Source organism: Nocardia carnea (genome assembly GCF_029869215.1).
Lineage (GTDB): Bacteria > Actinomycetota > Actinomycetes > Mycobacteriales > Mycobacteriaceae > Nocardia > Nocardia carnea_B.
Genome location: NZ_JARWPM010000358.1, coordinates 1 through 16,182, shown reverse-complemented (window position 1 = coordinate 16,182; position 16,182 = coordinate 1). Strand labels below are relative to the sequence as shown.

The 16,182-nt window shown below is 64.2% G+C and carries 14 protein-coding genes and 1 pseudogene; 11 read left to right on the top strand and 4 right to left on the bottom strand.

Annotated elements, in window-relative coordinates; genetic code table 11:
- Positions 1-693: 693 nt before the first annotated feature.
- Entirely contained in the window at positions 694-1,506 is an 813-nt protein-coding gene (locus QH276_RS24920; RefSeq protein WP_280397942.1) for an IclR family transcriptional regulator, read from the bottom strand.
- A 153-nt stretch (positions 1,507-1,659) separates the two neighbouring features.
- Here QH276_RS24920 and QH276_RS24915 point away from each other — a divergent pair, with 153 nt between their 5' ends.
- The 5 genes from QH276_RS24915 to QH276_RS24895 are packed head-to-tail and all read left to right on the top strand — an operon-like array spanning position 1,660 to position 7,346.
- Entirely contained in the window at positions 1,660-2,526 is an 867-nt protein-coding gene (locus tag QH276_RS24915) for an isocitrate lyase/PEP mutase family protein (RefSeq protein WP_280397943.1), read from the top strand.
- Between the two features lie 17 nt (positions 2,527-2,543).
- A complete protein-coding gene (locus QH276_RS24910) occupies positions 2,544-3,788 on the top strand; it encodes a 3-isopropylmalate dehydratase large subunit (protein WP_280398007.1) in 1,245 nt (414 codons plus the stop codon).
- Complete coding sequence (locus tag QH276_RS24905; RefSeq protein ID WP_280397944.1) at positions 3,785-4,321, top strand: 3-isopropylmalate dehydratase; 537 nt, start codon at positions 3,785-3,787, stop codon at positions 4,319-4,321. The genes QH276_RS24910 and QH276_RS24905 overlap by 4 nt, the downstream gene beginning before the upstream one ends.
- A complete protein-coding gene (locus QH276_RS24900) occupies positions 4,318-5,667 on the top strand; it encodes an MFS transporter (RefSeq protein ID WP_280397945.1) in 1,350 nt (449 codons plus the stop codon). The genes QH276_RS24905 and QH276_RS24900 overlap by 4 nt, the downstream gene beginning before the upstream one ends.
- Complete coding sequence (locus tag QH276_RS24895) at positions 5,664-7,346, top strand: class I adenylate-forming enzyme family protein (RefSeq protein WP_280397946.1); 1,683 nt, start codon at positions 5,664-5,666, stop codon at positions 7,344-7,346. The genes QH276_RS24900 and QH276_RS24895 overlap by 4 nt, the downstream gene beginning before the upstream one ends.
- Positions 7,347-8,852: 1,506 nt before the next feature.
- Here QH276_RS24895 and QH276_RS24890 read toward each other — a convergent pair.
- Entirely contained in the window at positions 8,853-9,767 is a 915-nt protein-coding gene (locus QH276_RS24890; RefSeq protein ID WP_280397947.1) for a hypothetical protein, read from the bottom strand.
- A 193-nt stretch (positions 9,768-9,960) separates the two neighbouring features.
- Between QH276_RS24890 and QH276_RS24885 the strand changes: the two are divergent.
- The 3 genes and pseudogenes from QH276_RS24885 to QH276_RS24875 form a co-directional block, all read left to right on the top strand.
- Positions 9,961-10,095: pseudogene (locus tag QH276_RS24885) on the top strand (IS3 family transposase); the annotation flags it as partial.
- A gap of 304 nt (positions 10,096-10,399) precedes the next feature.
- Entirely contained in the window at positions 10,400-10,795 is a 396-nt protein-coding gene (locus QH276_RS24880; protein WP_280397948.1) for a hypothetical protein, read from the top strand.
- A gap of 21 nt (positions 10,796-10,816) precedes the next feature.
- Entirely contained in the window at positions 10,817-11,449 is a 633-nt protein-coding gene (locus QH276_RS24875; protein ID WP_280397949.1) for a helix-turn-helix domain-containing protein, read from the top strand.
- Positions 11,450-11,943: 494 nt separating this feature from the next.
- On the opposite strand, the gene QH276_RS24870 is transcribed toward QH276_RS24875, so the two are convergent.
- Entirely contained in the window at positions 11,944-12,486 is a 543-nt protein-coding gene (locus tag QH276_RS24870; protein WP_280397950.1) for a GNAT family N-acetyltransferase, read from the bottom strand.
- Positions 12,479-13,744, bottom strand: coding sequence for a helix-turn-helix domain-containing protein (locus tag QH276_RS24865; RefSeq protein ID WP_280397951.1), 1,266 nt, complete (start codon positions 13,742-13,744; stop codon positions 12,479-12,481). Before QH276_RS24865 ends, QH276_RS24870 begins: the two co-directional genes overlap by 8 nt.
- A 286-nt stretch (positions 13,745-14,030) precedes the next feature.
- Here QH276_RS24865 and QH276_RS24860 point away from each other — a divergent pair, with 286 nt between their 5' ends.
- The 3 genes from QH276_RS24860 to QH276_RS24850 all read left to right on the top strand — a co-directional run bounded on the left by QH276_RS24860 (position 14,031) and on the right by QH276_RS24850 (position 15,775).
- Complete coding sequence (locus QH276_RS24860; RefSeq protein ID WP_280397952.1) at positions 14,031-14,162, top strand: hypothetical protein; 132 nt, start codon at positions 14,031-14,033, stop codon at positions 14,160-14,162.
- Entirely contained in the window at positions 14,159-14,461 is a 303-nt protein-coding gene (locus QH276_RS24855; protein ID WP_280397953.1) for a hypothetical protein, read from the top strand. Before QH276_RS24860 ends, QH276_RS24855 begins: the two co-directional genes overlap by 4 nt.
- 672 nt (positions 14,462-15,133) lie before the next feature.
- Positions 15,134-15,775, top strand: coding sequence for a hypothetical protein (locus tag QH276_RS24850; RefSeq protein WP_280397954.1), 642 nt, complete (start codon positions 15,134-15,136; stop codon positions 15,773-15,775).
- Positions 15,776-16,182: the final 407 nt, after the last annotated feature.

The window sequence follows — 16,182 nt, the reverse complement described above, 5'->3', positions numbered from 1 at the left end:
GGCCGAGGGCCCCCCCCCCCGCCGCCACCGCCGCCCCCACAAACAAACCCACCCCCCCAAAGAACCCCCGCCCCCCCCCCCCCCAACCCCAACCGGGACCCCCCACCCCCCCCCCCGCCCGCGCGTCGCCCCCCCGCCCCCGCCCCCCCCCCCCGCCGCCCCGCCCCCCCCCCGGCCCGAACAGACTACCCAACGCAGGCTTCGAACCGCGGCCGCAGCGACCGTCTCCAGGTCCGGTCACCCACAACCGGACCCCGGTCCGCAGCCGCACGAAGGGATAACGAGAGGCTGTCGCCGAAAGGCGCCGGGATGTCCGAATGACCTTGGAGTTTCGGCGGCCACCGCTCGGCGATCACAGGACCGGGTGCGGTCGGCCCGGTTGATAGCGCATATATGCGCAGGTCGACGTCACGCGGAGGCCATCGACCACCGGCCATGTTCATACCCACGTACCCGCGGGATATCCACCGGCGAACGCCACACCGAGGCGGAACCATGGACCGGCAACCGCCCATCCCGAGACGGCCGCCCCGCGGTTCGGCGGTGCCCGCATCGGGCCGGCCACCTATCGCCAGCGTTGGGAAGACCGGCGGCGATGGCCCCAACCGGAGACCTCGAACGAGTCCGCGCTCAATGCCCCGCCGGCACCATGACATGGCCAAAATCGATCAAGTGATACCTGAGCACTCGAGCTCACGGCAGCACCTGCACGATCCGCGTAATCCGAGCGCCCGCCGTACAGACCTTCTCGATCTTCGCTGCGAGCGCCTCCCCCTCGAACTCCTCGGCCCGCCCGCCCACACTGATGGACGCCACCACCGACCCGTCACGCCCGAGAATCGGCGCCGCCACCGCCGCGACCCCCGGCAGATAGTCGGAATTGCTCACCGAATAACCGGCTTCCGCGATCTCGTCGAGGTGTTCGGCGAGTTTCCCGGCATCCGTGATGGTCCGGTCGGTGATCGCCGGCAGTCCATCGTGTACCCACTTGTCCCGCAGCTCTTTCGAATGCGCAAGCATTACCGTCGGCCCCGCCGCGGCGTGGTAGGGCATCACCGACCCCACGGTGATCCCGGCGACCACCAGCGAGTTACGCCCCTCGAGCAGATCGATGCACACCGCCCCCTGCTCCGCGGGCACCATCAAGTAAGCAGTGTTCCCGAAAGCCGTGGCCAGTTCTGCCATGAAAGGTTTGGCGGCGGAACGAATATCGAGCTTCGCCAACGCAGCCGACCCGATTTCGAATACCGGCATCGCGATCCGGTAAGCCCCCTCCTCGGTGCGGTCCACCCAGCCCGCGTGGATCAGCGTGGCCATCAGCCGATACACCGTGGTCTTGTTCATCCCACTCGCCGCGGTGAGCTCGTTCAGCGTCCAGACCGGCCGATCCGCCCCGAAGTGTTCGAGCAGCGCGCAGGCCTTGAGCACGGCACCCACCACGTCCCGGCCCGCCGGGGCTTCGTGCTCGATGGGCATGCTCGCCTTCGGCGAGGTGGGCACAGCCACTACTACTCACTCACTTCCACGGTTCGCGCGATCGATGCCGCCACCTTACGAACAGATCGGCCGATCGGGGTTGACTTTGTGACCCCCACCACCTTACCGTCCTGATATCGAAAAACGAAACGCATTCCGCATAGCGAAACGGAGAGTGGACTGGTGCGCAGCCCGACCCTGAAGAACCTCACCGAGAACGGACTCGTCTATGCCCCCGGCGTATGGGACGGCCTCACCGCGCGCCTCGCCGAACAGGCCGGTTTCAGCGCCCTGTGCGCCTCAGGTTTCGCGGTCTCGGCCGCCCTCGGCCTCCCCGACGCCGAGCTCTACACCCAGACCGAGAATCTCCAGGCCGTCCGCACCATCCGCGAATCCTCGAAACTGCCGCTCGTCGCCGATATAGACACCGGCTATGGCAACGCGGTCAACGCCGCCCGCACCGCCACCAAGTTCGTGGATGCGGGCGTCGGCGGCATGTTCATGGAAGACCAGGTCTCCCCCAAGTCCTGCCCCATCTGCGTCGGCGACCCGGTCGACCTGATCACCACCGCCGAAGCCACCGGCAAGATCCGCGCCGTCCGCGACTGCATCCCCGACGACGTCCTGCTCATCGCCCGCACCGACGCCCGCGGTGACGACGCCATCCGCCGCGCCCAGGCCTACGTCGAGGCCGGCGCCGACATGATCATGCCGGTCACCAAAACCTTCGAAACCGTCGAACAGTGGCAGCGTTGCCACGAAGAGGTCGGCGTACCGCTGATGGCCACCCTCACCGCCTCCACCTGGACCGAACGCGAGTTCACCCCCGAGATCCTGGACCAGATCGGCGTCCGCCTCGCCCTGCTGCCCACCCAGGTCCTGATGGCCGTGGCCGGAGCCGCCCGCGAGACACTGAAACGCCTGGCCGCGGGTGAGGCGCCCGCCCAGGTGAGCGCCGACCACCTCCAGCACCACGAGTTCGTGGAGCTCATCGGCTTCCCCGAGGTGGAGGCCATGCAGAACAAGTACCTACCCGCGAAGGAACAGTGACCGTCGTGGGCTACACGATGACGGAGAAGATCCTGGGCCGCGCCTCGGATCAGGCGACGGTCCGCGCCGGCGAGAACCACCCGGTGCATCCGGCGCGCATGATCGCCTACGACTTCCCCGGCTACACCGACGTGATGTTCCGCCAGATGCGCGAGGACTTCGGCATCACCGAGTTGGAAGACCCGTCCCGCTACATCGTCTTCATCGACCACATGCTGACGAAGGGCAACGAGAAAGAACTCGAGGTCCACCAGGTCACCCGCGATTGGTGCGAGTTCTACGGCATCGAACTGCACGAGGGTCGCGGTATCGGCCACCAGCTCACCGCCGAACTCGGCCTCGCCATCCCCGGCGAATTCCTCGTCCACTTCGACGGCCATATCAGCGGTATCGGCGCGTTCGGCGCCCTCGGCTGGGGCATCCGCCGCGACCTCATCGAAGCCTGGGTCACCGGCCAGGTGTTCGTCGATATCCCCGCCACCACCCGCTTCGACCTGGTCGGCGAGTTCCCGCCCGGTGTCGACAGCCGCGATCTCGTGCACACCATCATCGATATGGTCGGCGCCGACGGCTGCGCCCATCAGGTGATGGAGTTCGGCGGCCCCGGCGCCCGCGCGATGGCCATCGACCACCGTCAGGGCCTGTGCGGAATGGCCATGTTCACCGGCGCCGTCTCGGCTGTTTTCGAACCCGACGAGCTCTCGCTGGCCTATGCGAACAAAGTCGCCCGCCGCAGCTTCGACCCGGTGTATCCCGACGCCGACGCCACCTACGCGGCCCGCTACGAGATCGACCTGTCCACGCTGACCCCGCGGGTCGTGCTCCCCGGCTCGGCCCGCGCCGTCAACACCAAGACCGCCCAGGAACTCGCCGGCACCCCGATCACGAAGGCCTTCATCGGCTCCTGCGCCAGCGGCCGCATCGAAGACCTGCGCGCCGCCGCCCTGGTCCTCGACGGCCGCAAGGTCGCCCCCGGCGTCGAACTCAATGTCGTCCCCACCTCACAGAAGGTGTACGAGCAGGCCGAGCAAGAAGGCATCCTCGACGTCCTCCGCGCCGCAGGTGCACATATCAACATATCGAGCTGTGATTTCTGCTTCGGCTACCAGAAACCCCTGCAACCCGGCGAGAACTGCATCTCCACCGGCGTCCTGAACATCTCCGGTCGTATGGGCAGCCCCGATGCCAACATCTACATGGGCTCCCCCTACACCGTCGCCGCCAGCGCCCTCACCGGCACGATCCAGGAGTCGGTCCAGTGAGCGCCTATCCCCCACCGCCGGACCTCATCGAAGGCAGGGTCGCCTGGATCTTCGGCGACGATTTCGATATCGATCTCGTGGTCGGCGTCGCCAATATCAAGTCCTACGACCCCGACCACCTGCGCTCGGTGTGTATGCAGGCCTACGACCCCACCTTCACCGACCGCGTTCGCCCCGGCGATATCATCGTCGGCGGCCGTAACTTCGGCTACGGTCATCCGCACTATCCGCCCATGGTCGCCCTGCGCAACGCGGGTATCGCGGCGATCGTCGCGGAATCCTTCTCGCCCGGTTTCTGGCGCGGCGAGACCTTCAACGGCATGCCGTTGATCACGATTCCCGGCGTCTCGACCGCAGTACAGGTCGACGACGCCGTTGCCCTCGACTGGCGCACCGCCACCCTGCGCCTGCCCGAGGGAACCGACCTGGTCGGAACCCCACCGAGCCCGCGGACCATCAAAGTCATCGAAGCCGGTGGTTCGTATCAACTCCTGCTCGCCGAGCACGCACGCGAAAGACAAGAAGCTCAATGACGAACCTCGAACCTCGCGTCGGGTCCACGGACCCCCATCCCTCCGGCCCGCTGCCGGCGACAACAGCGAAGAAGTCGACCTCCGTGGCCCGCCGCGCCGCCATCGCCGGCGGCGTCGGCACCCTCATCGAGTACTACGACTTCGCGGTCTACGGCTTCCTCGCCGTCACCATCGCACCCCTGTTCTTCCCCTCCGATAATTCCGCGGTGTCGATCCTGTCGACCCTCGCCGTCTTCGGTGTCGCCTACGTGGCCCGCCCCCTCGGCGGCATCTTCTTCGGCCGCCTCGGCGACCGCCGCGGCCGCCGCCATGCCCTCGTCATCACCGTCGTGAGCATGGGCGTGGCCTGCGGCATCCTCGGCCTACTGCCCACCAGTTCCGCCGTCGGCATCCTCGCCCCCATCCTGCTGGTCCTCGTCCGTCTCGCCCAGGGCTTCTCCGCCGGCGGCGAAGTGGGCGGCGCCGCAACCTATATCGCCGAATCCGCCCCACCGAAGCGCCGCGGTTTCTTCGGCTCCTTCACCCCCGTCGGCTCCACCCTCGGCTTCGCCGTCGCCGCCGCTGTCGTCGGCGTGGTCGCCCTGCTCACCACCGACGAGCAGATGGAATCGTGGGGCTGGCGTATCCCGTTCCTGCTCGCCCTCCCCCTCGCCTGGGTGTGCCTGCGCGTCCGGATGAAGCTCGAGGACACCCCCGAATTCGAGGAGATGGCCGAGAAACAGCAGGTCACCAAGAGCCCGCTGTTCGACACCGTCACCAAGAACCCGTGGTCCGTCGCCCGCGTCGTCGGCGTCGCCATCGCCATGAACGGCTCCGGCTATATCGGCCTCACCTACTTCAGCGTCTACCTGATCAACGACCTCGGCTTCTCCAAAGACGCCGTCTACTGGACCTCCGCCATCGCCATCGCCCTGGCGTGTGCCACCTTCCCGCTCAGCGGTATGGCCACCGACAGGTGGGGCCGCAAACCGGTCCTCATCGGCGGCTACCTCGCCTACGTCGTGATCGCGCTACCCGCCTTCATGATCATGGGCGCCACCGAGAGCATCCTCGTCATCGGCATCGTCTACTTCCTCTACATGGTGCTGAACGGCGTAGTCCAGGTCCCCGCCTTCCCGCTGTTCACCGAACTCTTCCCCCGCACCGTCCGCTACACCGGCGTCTCCCTGGGCTTCAATATCGGCACCATCGCCGCCGGCGGCACCGCCCCCTACGTCGCCGCCCAGCTCGTCGAATCCACCGGCAACGCGATGTCGCCCGCCTACTGGGTGATGGGCGTCTGCGCCATCGGCCTCCTCACCGTCGCCACCATCCGCGAAACCAGCCGCAAGGAACTCCCTGCATGACCACCGGTAACACCGGGAACGCCCCGTCCGCCGCAATTGATGAGGGTGCGGCGGGCGGGGCGTCCCGCCCCCAAGAAGAGCTCGGCACCCTCGTGGCGGCCTGGCACGACAGGGTCCGGCACGAACCCGACGCCACCGCCCTCGTCTACTTCGACACCACCCTCACCGTCCGCGAGGCCGACGACCTCGCCACCGCCCTCGCGGCCGCCTTCGCCGACCGCGGCGTGAGCCACGGTGAACGGGTGGGCATCCACCTCCAGAACATCCCGCAATACGCGCTCGTCCTGCTCGCCCTCTGGAAACTCGGCGCGATCGCCCTCCTGCTCAACCCGATGTATCGCGGCCGCGAACTCCGCGAACTGGTCACCGACGCCGAACCGGTCGGGATCATCACCACCAACCGCGATGTGCGGCAGGTCCGGGAGGACGTCGAGGGCACCACAGTCGCCTGGGTACTCGGCACCGCGGAGTCGGACCTCCAGTCCCGCAACGACCCCCGCGTCTTCAAACCCGAAACCACCCCTGCCGACGAGAGTTCCGCAGACCTGCTCGCATTGGCCCACGAGTACGCCGGCCGGAAACCCCCGACTATCCAAGTACACGGCGACGACCTCGCTTTCCTCGCCTACACCTCCGGCACCACCGGCCCACCCAAGGGCGCCATGAACTCGCACGCCAACGTCCGCGCGGTAACCACCAGCTTCGCCGAACTCGCCGGCATCACCCCTGGCGACGTGATCTACGCCCTGGCCCCGCTGTTCCACATCACCGGCGCAGTCGTCATCGGCGCCCTCGCCCTCACCGAACGCACCTCCCTGGTCTTCACCGGCCGCTTCACCACCGACGTAGCCGTCGATGCCCTCCGCGAACACGGCGTCACGTACACCATCGGCTCCATCACCGCCTTCAACGCGATGATGAACTCGGAATACGCCACAGCCGAACACTTCTCCACCATCAAAACGCTGTACAGCGGGGGTGCCCCAGTCCCACCGAGCACGGTCGCCCGCTTCCGGGAACGCTTCGGCCACTACATCCACAACGCCTACGGCATGACCGAAACGTCGTCGGCAGTCACCGCGGTCCCGCCAGGAACGAGCGCGCCGGTCGACCCGGACAGCGGCACCCTGTCCATCGGACTCCCGCTCCCGGGGGTGAACGTCGAGGTGGTTGACCCCGAGGGCCACCCCCTCTCACCCGGCAGCCAAGGCGAGCTCGTCGTCACCGGCCCTCAGGTCATCGGCGGATACTGGCGCAAACCAGACGAATCCGAGGCCGCACTGCCCGAAGGTCGCCTCCGAACCGGCGACAGCGCGATCGTGGACGAAGAGGGCTGGGTCTACCTGGTCGACCGAATCAAAGACCAAATCAACGTCTCCGGGTACAAGGTGTGGCCGCGCGAAGTCGAGGACGTCCTCTACGAGCATCCGGCCGTGCACGAGGCAGCGGTCGTAGGAATTCCTGACGAATATCGCGGTGAGTCAGTTGCTGCCTACGTTTCTCTGAAGGACGGACAAACCGCGCAGGCCGACGACCTGATCTTATTCACCAGAGACCGACTCGCGCCCTACAAAAGGCCCAGGGTAGTGCAAATCGTCGCGGATCTCCCCAAAACGCAGACTGGCAAAATTCGCCGACGTGCGCTACGCGATCAACATACTGAGACGAAAACCGCCTAACGAGGACCTCGCGGCCACATCGGAAATTTGACCGCCGGTGAGTGAACGCGTCGTCGGTCGAGCGGAATGGATCAGTTCCGACTATTATCCGAACTGACTCGCATCCTGAAGCCAAGGGGGCTCAAGCCCCTGGACCCACTTTGCCAGGCACGGACCGGTCCACGATCAGGACGTTTCATCCCTCAGGCAGCACGAAGTGGGCGGTGCGACCGACTCCGCTGTCGTCGGCGTTGTCGTCAGATCTGTCGTCACCGATCCACTTGCCCCCCAGGAATGGCCATCTGAAGTCCGTGCACGTCATGCGTGGTGGGCATGCCCACGTAAGCGCTACACGGAGCTATGTTCGGGGTCGCGTACGTAGCGTGGTCTCCATCTGGTGCCCACGCCGTCCTGGTGAAATCCCGTGCGGCCAGACGTAATCCATGATGACATCGACCCATGTCCGAGAGTGTTGATGATCCAGCTGGGATCGCGCAGTGGCTAAAGACGACCGGTTACCCCCTGGAGATGCGAGTTGGATCGGCCTTCAGGCGTAACACCAACTTCTTCTGTGAGCACTCTGTGACCTACGTTGACCCGGTCAGTGGGGATATTCGTACCACTGATATATCCATCGGGCAGGGTATACGGCCCACTGCGGTCGAAAAGGGTTTAGAGTTTGAACTGTTCGTAAACTTTTACATAGAATGCAAGGCTCGCCCGGCTCCTTGGATTGTATTCGTCGATAAATTGAATAATCGCCCCGCGAAGGTGGAGGACTTTGCTCCGGGACTAACATTTTGGTGCACGCCATGCACCATTAGCGAAAAGGCCCTTCCTAAATATCTAGAATTCGTCAACAAGGACGGAGATATACGGGGGCTATCCTCGATTCTGAATCCATGCGTGATTCCTGGATACGAGATCTGCGAGAAACGGAAAGAGACAAGGTCGAGCGTTGACCCAGCGTATGCTGCCGTTCGTCAAGCAGCTTCCGCAGCCGTTGGATTGACGCACGAACGAGGATCTCAGGATGATTCCGACCCATGTGTTGCATTCCCAGTACTCGTCACGGGGGGTATGCTCTATGAAGCTTGGATGGATGAACAGGACGAGCTACAGGTCAAACGGGTAGAAACATCGCGAGTGCTAGTTTCGTTAGACCGGATCCATGGGCCAACGTTAGTGCATGTGGTGACAGAAAGAGGTTTAGAAGATTTCATCCAAGAGTGCAACGAAACTGCTGCACTTCTGGTGGGCCGACGACTCTGACAGAGTCGGGATTAACTTGAGTTGCGTTGGCCGTGCTGGGTGGTAGCCAGCGCATGCTGGGGCTGGCTTCCCCGCCCGCCCCATAGGCCTGCCATTCTCGGGTAGAGGCTCCGCGGTCCAGGGTGGCGATAGCCATTAGCGGAGCTGACGCCATAGGCGCCCTTGACGGTGGAGGGACCCGGGAACACAATGCAGGCCGCCGACCGTAGGGCCACGCGACCGAAGGCCGCGCAGTCTTGTTATCTTACTGGTCTTCTACTCTGGCGCTTTCTCCTGAATCGGATCGACTGGCCCCGGCGGTACTTTAAGAATTCGAATAGTCACACTTTGGTCGCTCCGATTAGGGCCGATTTGCCCACCTTCAAAGTCCGCGAAGGCCGATCCGCCGCAGACCCAATGCGGGCCGAATCGCTCGGGAGTGAATCCCTCGTGGGCTATGTAACTGAAACTTGCGGTTTTGGTGGTAAGCCCACTGGAGCTGATATCGGTAAGTATGGCACCTCGGGTGACAGGGTTCTTCGGCAGGTACATAACCATCGCGTCCTGGCCTACAGTTTTATTTTGTCTGCTTACATGCCGCTGCAACGCTACCATCAGACGCATTACTCGATTGATTTCGTTGGGATTCAATGCGACCTCAAATATCCGGTTGTGGACAACACGTCGATGCCAAGAGTTCAGGAGCGCGCCAGCGCGCACATAGTATGTGCATCCGGGCCGCTCTGGGTAGTGATAAATGGTGCGAAAAAACTCGGGTTGATGACTTGGAAAAGTTTCCTCACCCCGTTCGAAGTTGGAAATTCGATAGCTTACGGAATGTCTCGTTCCGTCGGTACCATCGAAGAATCCAGTCATCACCATTGTGAGCCGCTTGTCAGGCCAGGATATAGGAAGGCGACCAACCGCTTCCTCAGCTCCTCGCCTCAGCTTTTCCACTCCCTCTTCGACATCGGAAACATCGCACAGAGTTTCGGCAATCCACTCGGACACGGGCTTGCGTTGCGCTCTGTCGATGAATGCGATCCCAGTGAAGCCTATTGCCATCTCACCACACCACGAGACCGCTTTGTTGTGTGAATCGTCGAATACTGTTCCATCTCCACGGGTGAGCCGTCGGTCGGACACCTGCAAGATGTGGTCTGGTGTGACGAGAGTCTGAATCAACGTCATGGCTGCACTTCTACACCGATATTGGCGGCCAAGCGGCGGAACCGACGAATAGCCGGGACTGCTGCACGGATAGGTGACACCGATCTGGCTTGCCGAGTGGTGAGCCTGGAAGGATGTCATCGTGCCCAAGCCCTACCCGCATGAGTTCCGTGACGATGTGGTTCGGGTCGCCCGCAACCGCCAAGAAGGCTGGGAAGAATTACGCGTCGCGATCGTGACCTGGATCGAACGGACCCACCACCAACGCCGCCGACAAGCCCGCCTCGGCCGTTTGACGCCGGTCGAATACGAGGCCATCATGACCCCACCGGCCAGTCAGGCCGCGTGACCGAATGTGTCACCCGATCGTGCAGCAGTCCCTGGCTCGTACGCGAAATATGGCTTTGCAGTGGAAAGTTGCTGTAAGCCAAGGTCTAGAACCCATCAACATCGCAAAGTTGGTACTGGCCGTTTCGGCGATGCCTGTCGTACCCATCTGGTATTGAGTATCGGGCGGCTGTTCGCCAATATTTGGCCAGGTTGCCGCAGGAGGGTCGACATTGTCGATAGAGACTGAAAGCGACGGGTCTTGGCCATACGGGGTGCGACCGAATCATGCTCAGACCGGCGCGTTCAAGGACGAGTTGGCGGGCATGACTGTCGATGCGCCGTGCGAGCCCAACCCGGACGGTTCGGTTCCGGCGGGAAGGTCCGACAAGATCCTGTTGCGCCAGGAACTGGTCAGTCTTATGAAACGGGCCCACTCCGGCACAGTGCGTCAGATCGAGTTCGAAGAGGTCCGCTCGGGGGACGTCGTGGTGGAGTTGAAGCATCCGCGGCCCGGAAACCTCCAGGGCTGGCACTATCGCATCTACACCGGGGTTCCCAAGCACCCGGACGATAGCTACCTGGTCTGGCTTGGTGCCGGGCGCAAGCCTGACGTGAAGTTCGATCCGGATGGTTGGAGCGAGCTCCAGACAGGCCAAATCGAGACGTCACATTGCCGTTTCAAAGTGTGGCTCACCTCGCGATTCGCTGACAGGATCTGACGTTGCGGTTAACCTCAACACATGAGCACGTTCGACGATCTCGAGAGCGCGTTGGGGATCGACATGTCCGACCCCGAAGAGGCGCTTGCCCGCGACTTGGTGGAGGCCGACCACGAGATGCTCGAGAAGCTGGTTCATATCAGGAAAGCGGTAGCCAAGCTGACTGGCTCCGAGGTGGCCGATCGGATGGGGCGTCATCGTTCCGTCGTCACGAACTTTGAGAAGCTCACCGCTGACCCGCACCTATCAACGATCCGTCGGTATGCCCACGCCATAGGCGCTCGTATCACTCACATCGTCGAGTATGTGGATCCGAAGGGAGAAGGGGCGGCGGCCAGCGAAGGTGACATACCTAACACGCAGTCGGACCCAGCACCCTCATCTGCCCCAAATGTCTCGTTCTCCGACGAGGAGTTGGCGTTGATCGCACTCATGATGGCCGGCAGGAGTGGAATCCAGGATGCGTCGCTAGATCTCATCAAGGAAGCCCTGGTGAAACTCACTTCACGTACGGATCTGGTCGTCTCCCCGCCAGCGGCCTTCAATGTCGTGGTCACGCGGCCCGACCACCTGCTCATAGAGCGGCGGAAGCGACGAGTTCGGCTTCGTCCATCCTCGTCCATTATTTCCGACGCAGTAGGAACAGGCCTGTGAGGGTAATGCTCATGACCGCGGATTCCGCGCAGCGGGATTCTGTCGGGAAAGTGCACGCTCTTGGTCTGAACTGGACTTGGGTCGGGACTCCTACACCGGCAATGGCCGTGGTCATTGTGCTTGACCCCGATGTAGATGACGAGCTAATCAACACAGTCGAACTGGCTGTGGAGATGATTGACGGCGACGGCCAACCCGTCACCCTCGGTCCAGCCGGTGAGCCGCTTCGTGTCCAGATTCAAGCCACGGCAGATGAGCCGGCCTCGCGTCTAATGCTTGCCTTTTCAGTGGGCCCAGGAATTCCTCTGGAGCCAGGTCGGTACAGCTGGCGAGCCGTTGATAGCGACGACAAGGAATACTCTCGGGTGGGGTTTGACGTACGGCCGCGCGGCTGAGTAGGCGGCTCAGGTCTTGGCTAAGCGTGGTTGGCACATGCCGAATCCGCTGCGGAGGTACGCACATCACGTCGTCGTACACCGTTTCCTGATCCGGATTCACAGGGTCCGAACGAGCACATCGAACGTTGGCGCTCCCTCCCAACCAGGCCGCTGGACACCAACCTTGTACCAGCCCCACCGGCGGTACCGCTCGTAGGCGCGCTCATTGCGCGGATCTACCAACAGTGTCGCCCGCTGTTCCCGCCGAGCACCCAGCAGTTCGTCATGCAGTGCCCGCGCGTAACCCTGGCCGGTCTGCTCGGGGACCACCATGATCTCCGAGAGCGCGAACGTACGGGTGCCGTCCTCGCGGGTGAATTCCGGATCGTCTTCGTCGAGTTGCGCGCTGTCCCACTTTGCAGATTTCTCGCTGAGCGGCCACCCCCATGCCTGTCCGATCGGCTCCCCGTGCAGATACAACACCACGAGGTCGAAGCCCGGCGCTTGCAGATAGGCGTCGAATCGGTCCATCGACGCCTCCAGCGACTCGAATGGATCACCGGTGGCAATGAGTCCCGCGTAGGCGCGTGAATACACGTCCTCCACCGTGTCGCGGATATCGCGGGCGCCTACGCTGTCGAAGCGGCGAAATTCAATCAACTGAGAAACCTTTCGTAGCCTTCAGCGCGTCGAACCGCACGCGGAACTCCTCGCCTTCGGAGATCGTGTCCGCCGCGAACCGCACAGGTTTCAGTACCTTGAGGGCGCGGGGCGACTCCAGCCAATCCTCCAGCGCACCGAGCACCGAGGTGCCCGCTTCGATCGCTGCTCGTGTATCACCGGTGCGGGCAAGCGCCGCCGACCACCACGCAGCCCGGTGCACAGTACTGCCGGCACTTGCTGGTTCCCCTGCTGCGACTTCATACAGTGCGACGGCCCGAGCATGGTGCCCGACGTCGGTGGACGCCCGCGCCTCATGGCCCCGGATCTCGGAATGGTTGACGAACCGCAACCACGATGGGCAGTCGTCGAACGGCTCGTGGTCCACGGCGTTGTCCATCTCGCGCCACGCCGCCGAAATCGCCCGCTCCACACCGCGTCGGTCACGGGCTGTCCCATACGCCGCAGCCTCGCGCGCAGCTATCAGCGCGTGTATGCGGCCAGTTGGCTGTCGGCGCGCGAGATCCCCGGCGCGATGAGTCAGACCGAGAGCGTATGAGGGGGACGCGTCGCCGGTACGCGCGAGCGCGATGGTCTGCAGAGCCGCATTCATGTAGGCATGGATAGCCAGCCCGTCATCGTCGGCCATCGCCGCCAGCGACAGGGCGTCCGAGTAGCAGCGTCTCGCCAGCTGCATCCAGTTCGCGTCGTATGCGAGCCAACCGGTTTCCACAGCCAGCGCGCCAACAGCCGACATCCACGCCCGCCCCGTCTTGCCGTCGAACACACAGCTGTGCAGCAGACCTTGGGCATGTTCCAACGCGTCGACAGCTGCAGGTAGATGACCAGCTCCTCCGACCATCTGGTCGGCGGACTCCAATTGGGTGGTATACGCGTTGAGCCGATCCACATCCGCCATACCGATCCGGGAAGGCTGCCAGGTCGGCGTAGTGGCGACTGTGAGCGCTGCGGCCATACTGAATTCGCGACGGTTCACGTCTGCCTCATCGTCACCAACTCCCGAAGGCGAATGTCGCTGTGCTGCGGTCCGCGGGGCGGATACGGCGAGAGCGAATCGACGCATCTGCTCCGGGCTCAGCCTGGCGAGCCAACTATCGAGGTCGGCGGCACGTTGCCCGCGCACCGGCCGCGATTCGGTGGCACGTTCCCATTTTCGCACGGTCGCAACAGACCACCCGATCTGTTCGGCGAACTGCTCCTGAGTCATCCGCAACGCCGCGTCACGCAGCGCCCGCACCTCGACCCTTGTCCAAACCTCCACGATCACGCGAAACCCCCTGTCGCTGCGAACTTAAGCGGAAGCGTAGCGGTTCTCTATGACTGCTGTCCCTGGGACCGCGAACACCGGTCGATGAGGCTTGAACCAGCCCCGGCGCCGGGTCGAACCACCAGGCCGGCCGGCACCTTACGAGGCCGCCAACCACGGAATTCCTCGGCGCCGGGTGCACACCATGACACCCCACCCAGGAGGCACTGTGCGCGAACGACCACCTCTGCCCAAGCGACCGGCGCGAAACCGGGCAATGGAAGCGACCGTCCGGCTGTTGCGCGACCAATACTGCACCGATACAGCAACATTGGAACGAGTGGCGGCCGGGCTCCGCGCCGGCCGCGATGTCCCGGAACCTGCCACCGACGCCGATATCGCGCCATGAGCCACTCGATCGCGTTCGGTTGGATCAACCACGACATCAGCCGAGCACCCGAGACCGACCGCGACCACGTACACCGCCTCGCCGACCGACTCGGCTACCACCTCGTATGGCCCGGCGAACACTCGGTGCTACGCGTGGCCGACCAGGCACACAACGCCGGCGCCGACCTGGTGATCCTGCCGGCACCCGACCACCTCGGCCCGCACGAACTCGACGCCGTACTGGACGTCTGCGATGTGGAAACCGTGCTACCGCGTCTCAGCTTCCCACGCTGGACCTCCACGCAGGACACACCATGAGCACCCTGGTAGTGGTCGGTTTCGCCATCGCGATCGGACTACCGCTGCTGGTGATCGCGGCGACGATCTGGTGGCCCTGATGTTCGGATCCGGGAAGGTGCGTCCTTCCCGTCATCCACAGGTCTTGATCATTTCTCGGCCGCACGCGGTGTCGTCGGTCGCTCGCGCCCTGCTGCGGCCCGGCGCCGGGTGCTACTCGAAGCGACGGCCTACCCCAGCGCACTGAAGCCCTCGTGGTCGGCGGTGAACGGTCGACTCGCTCGGCCGAGCCTGCCGGATACCGGTGATTCCGCACGTCGGCCTCCGGAACCAACGAGCACGAACGCCGGTCGGCATGGGTACTATCCATCCTGGTCGGGGGAGCCCCGCGCTGTAAAAGGGGATGTACTGATGGTCGACGAAGGACAGCGGGGGCAGAACCGCGCCGAGGGTTTCGCATGGGGAGCGCACGGAGCGGCCACGCCTCCGAATGGCCCCGCTGTCCAGCAGCAGTATCCCGGTGGGCAGCAGCCGTTTCCCGGCGGTCCGCAGTTCCACCCGAACATGCAGGCGCCCGGTCCAGGCATGACGGGGCAACCACAGCCACACCCGATGGGAGGAGCGCCGCCGCAGCTGTGGCAACACGGAGGACCATCGTCGCCAATGGGATTCGCGCCTGCGCCCTATCCGGGTATGCCCGGTCCGCCGGGCTCCCGTAGCAATGTCGGCCTGATCATCGGGCTCGTGGTGGCCATGGTGGTGGTTCTGGTGCTCACGGTGGTCGGCATCGGGGTCGTCGCATCGAGATCGGGTGGCGATGACGAAGCCGACCCGTGGGCCGGGGACTACTCGCCGGAAGGGGTCACAAATACTTGTCATCTGGTCGATACCACGGTCTTCGATCCATGGGCGCCGGACCAGACGGAACTCGTGCACCACGAAGATATCGCCGGGCAATACGGCGGTCCGTCGATCGACTGTCGTACAACGAACTCCGGACCGAACAGTGCCTACGTCACCTTCAAGATCGATGTGGCGTTCGAGACCGATCTGTATGGGTTGGAGCTCGATCGCGCCAAAAGGTCGGATACCGAAATACTGCCCGATGACTACGTGTTCGGTTCGGTGACCGGGCTTGGGGAGGGCGGGTACTACGGAGTCCGGAATCCTCCGGACTCGGACCGGTATCTGGGCTACACAATGGCGATCAAGGACAGCAATGTCCTGGTCGACGTCGACGTGGAAGTCATCTCGGACAAGGCTTTCGACCAGGCCGAGGCCGACCGGATCTGCCGGTATCAGATCGGGAAGATCCTGGACAACCTCCGAAAATAATGCGGCGTAGCAGTTCAGCTTCGCCCGCTGGGCTTTCGCGAAGGTGGGCCCATGAGCGACCCGGTGGCAGTTGGCTTCGCCATCGCGATCGGACTACCGCTGCTGGTGATCGCGGCGACGATCTGGTGGCCGTGATGATCGGAGCACCGAACCACTTCGCGCGCGAGCAGTTCCGTCTACATCGGCGCAGCACTCGGAGGCATGGTCGGGGGGGGGGGGGGGGGGGGGGGCGGGCGGGGGGGGGGGCGCCCCCCCCCCCCGGCGGGGGGGGGTGGGGGGGGGGGGGGGCCCGCGGGGCGGGCGGGGGGGGGGCCCGGGCCGCCGCCGCGGGTCTGGCGTTCCTTGCGCGCGTGATCATGCTGCCGGCCACACGGAGCCGTACTGCTGGACCGGCCAAGAAGTCAGCG

Bases quoted from the DNA above. Each gene is read 5' to 3' on its own strand.
- QH276_RS24895 (WP_280397946.1), top strand. From the start codon at position 5,664: ATGACCACCGGTAACACCGGGAACGCCCCGTCCGCCGCAATTGATGAG.
- QH276_RS24910 (WP_280398007.1), top strand. From the start codon at position 2,544: ATGACGGAGAAGATCCTGGGCCGCGCCTCGGATCAGGCGACGGTCCGC.
- QH276_RS24900 (WP_280397945.1), top strand. From the start codon at position 4,318: ATGACGAACCTCGAACCTCGCGTCGGGTCCACGGACCCCCATCCCTCC.
- QH276_RS24850 (WP_280397954.1), top strand. From the start codon at position 15,134: ATGCCCGGTCCGCCGGGCTCCCGTAGCAATGTCGGCCTGATCATCGGG.
- QH276_RS24855 (WP_280397953.1), top strand. From the start codon at position 14,159: ATGAGCCACTCGATCGCGTTCGGTTGGATCAACCACGACATCAGCCGA.
- QH276_RS24875 (WP_280397949.1), top strand. From the start codon at position 10,817: ATGAGCACGTTCGACGATCTCGAGAGCGCGTTGGGGATCGACATGTCC.
- QH276_RS24880 (WP_280397948.1), top strand. From the start codon at position 10,400: ATGACTGTCGATGCGCCGTGCGAGCCCAACCCGGACGGTTCGGTTCCG.
- QH276_RS24860 (WP_280397952.1), top strand. From the start codon at position 14,031: ATGGAAGCGACCGTCCGGCTGTTGCGCGACCAATACTGCACCGATACA.
- QH276_RS24890 (WP_280397947.1), bottom strand. From the start codon at position 9,767: ATGACGTTGATTCAGACTCTCGTCACACCAGACCACATCTTGCAGGTG.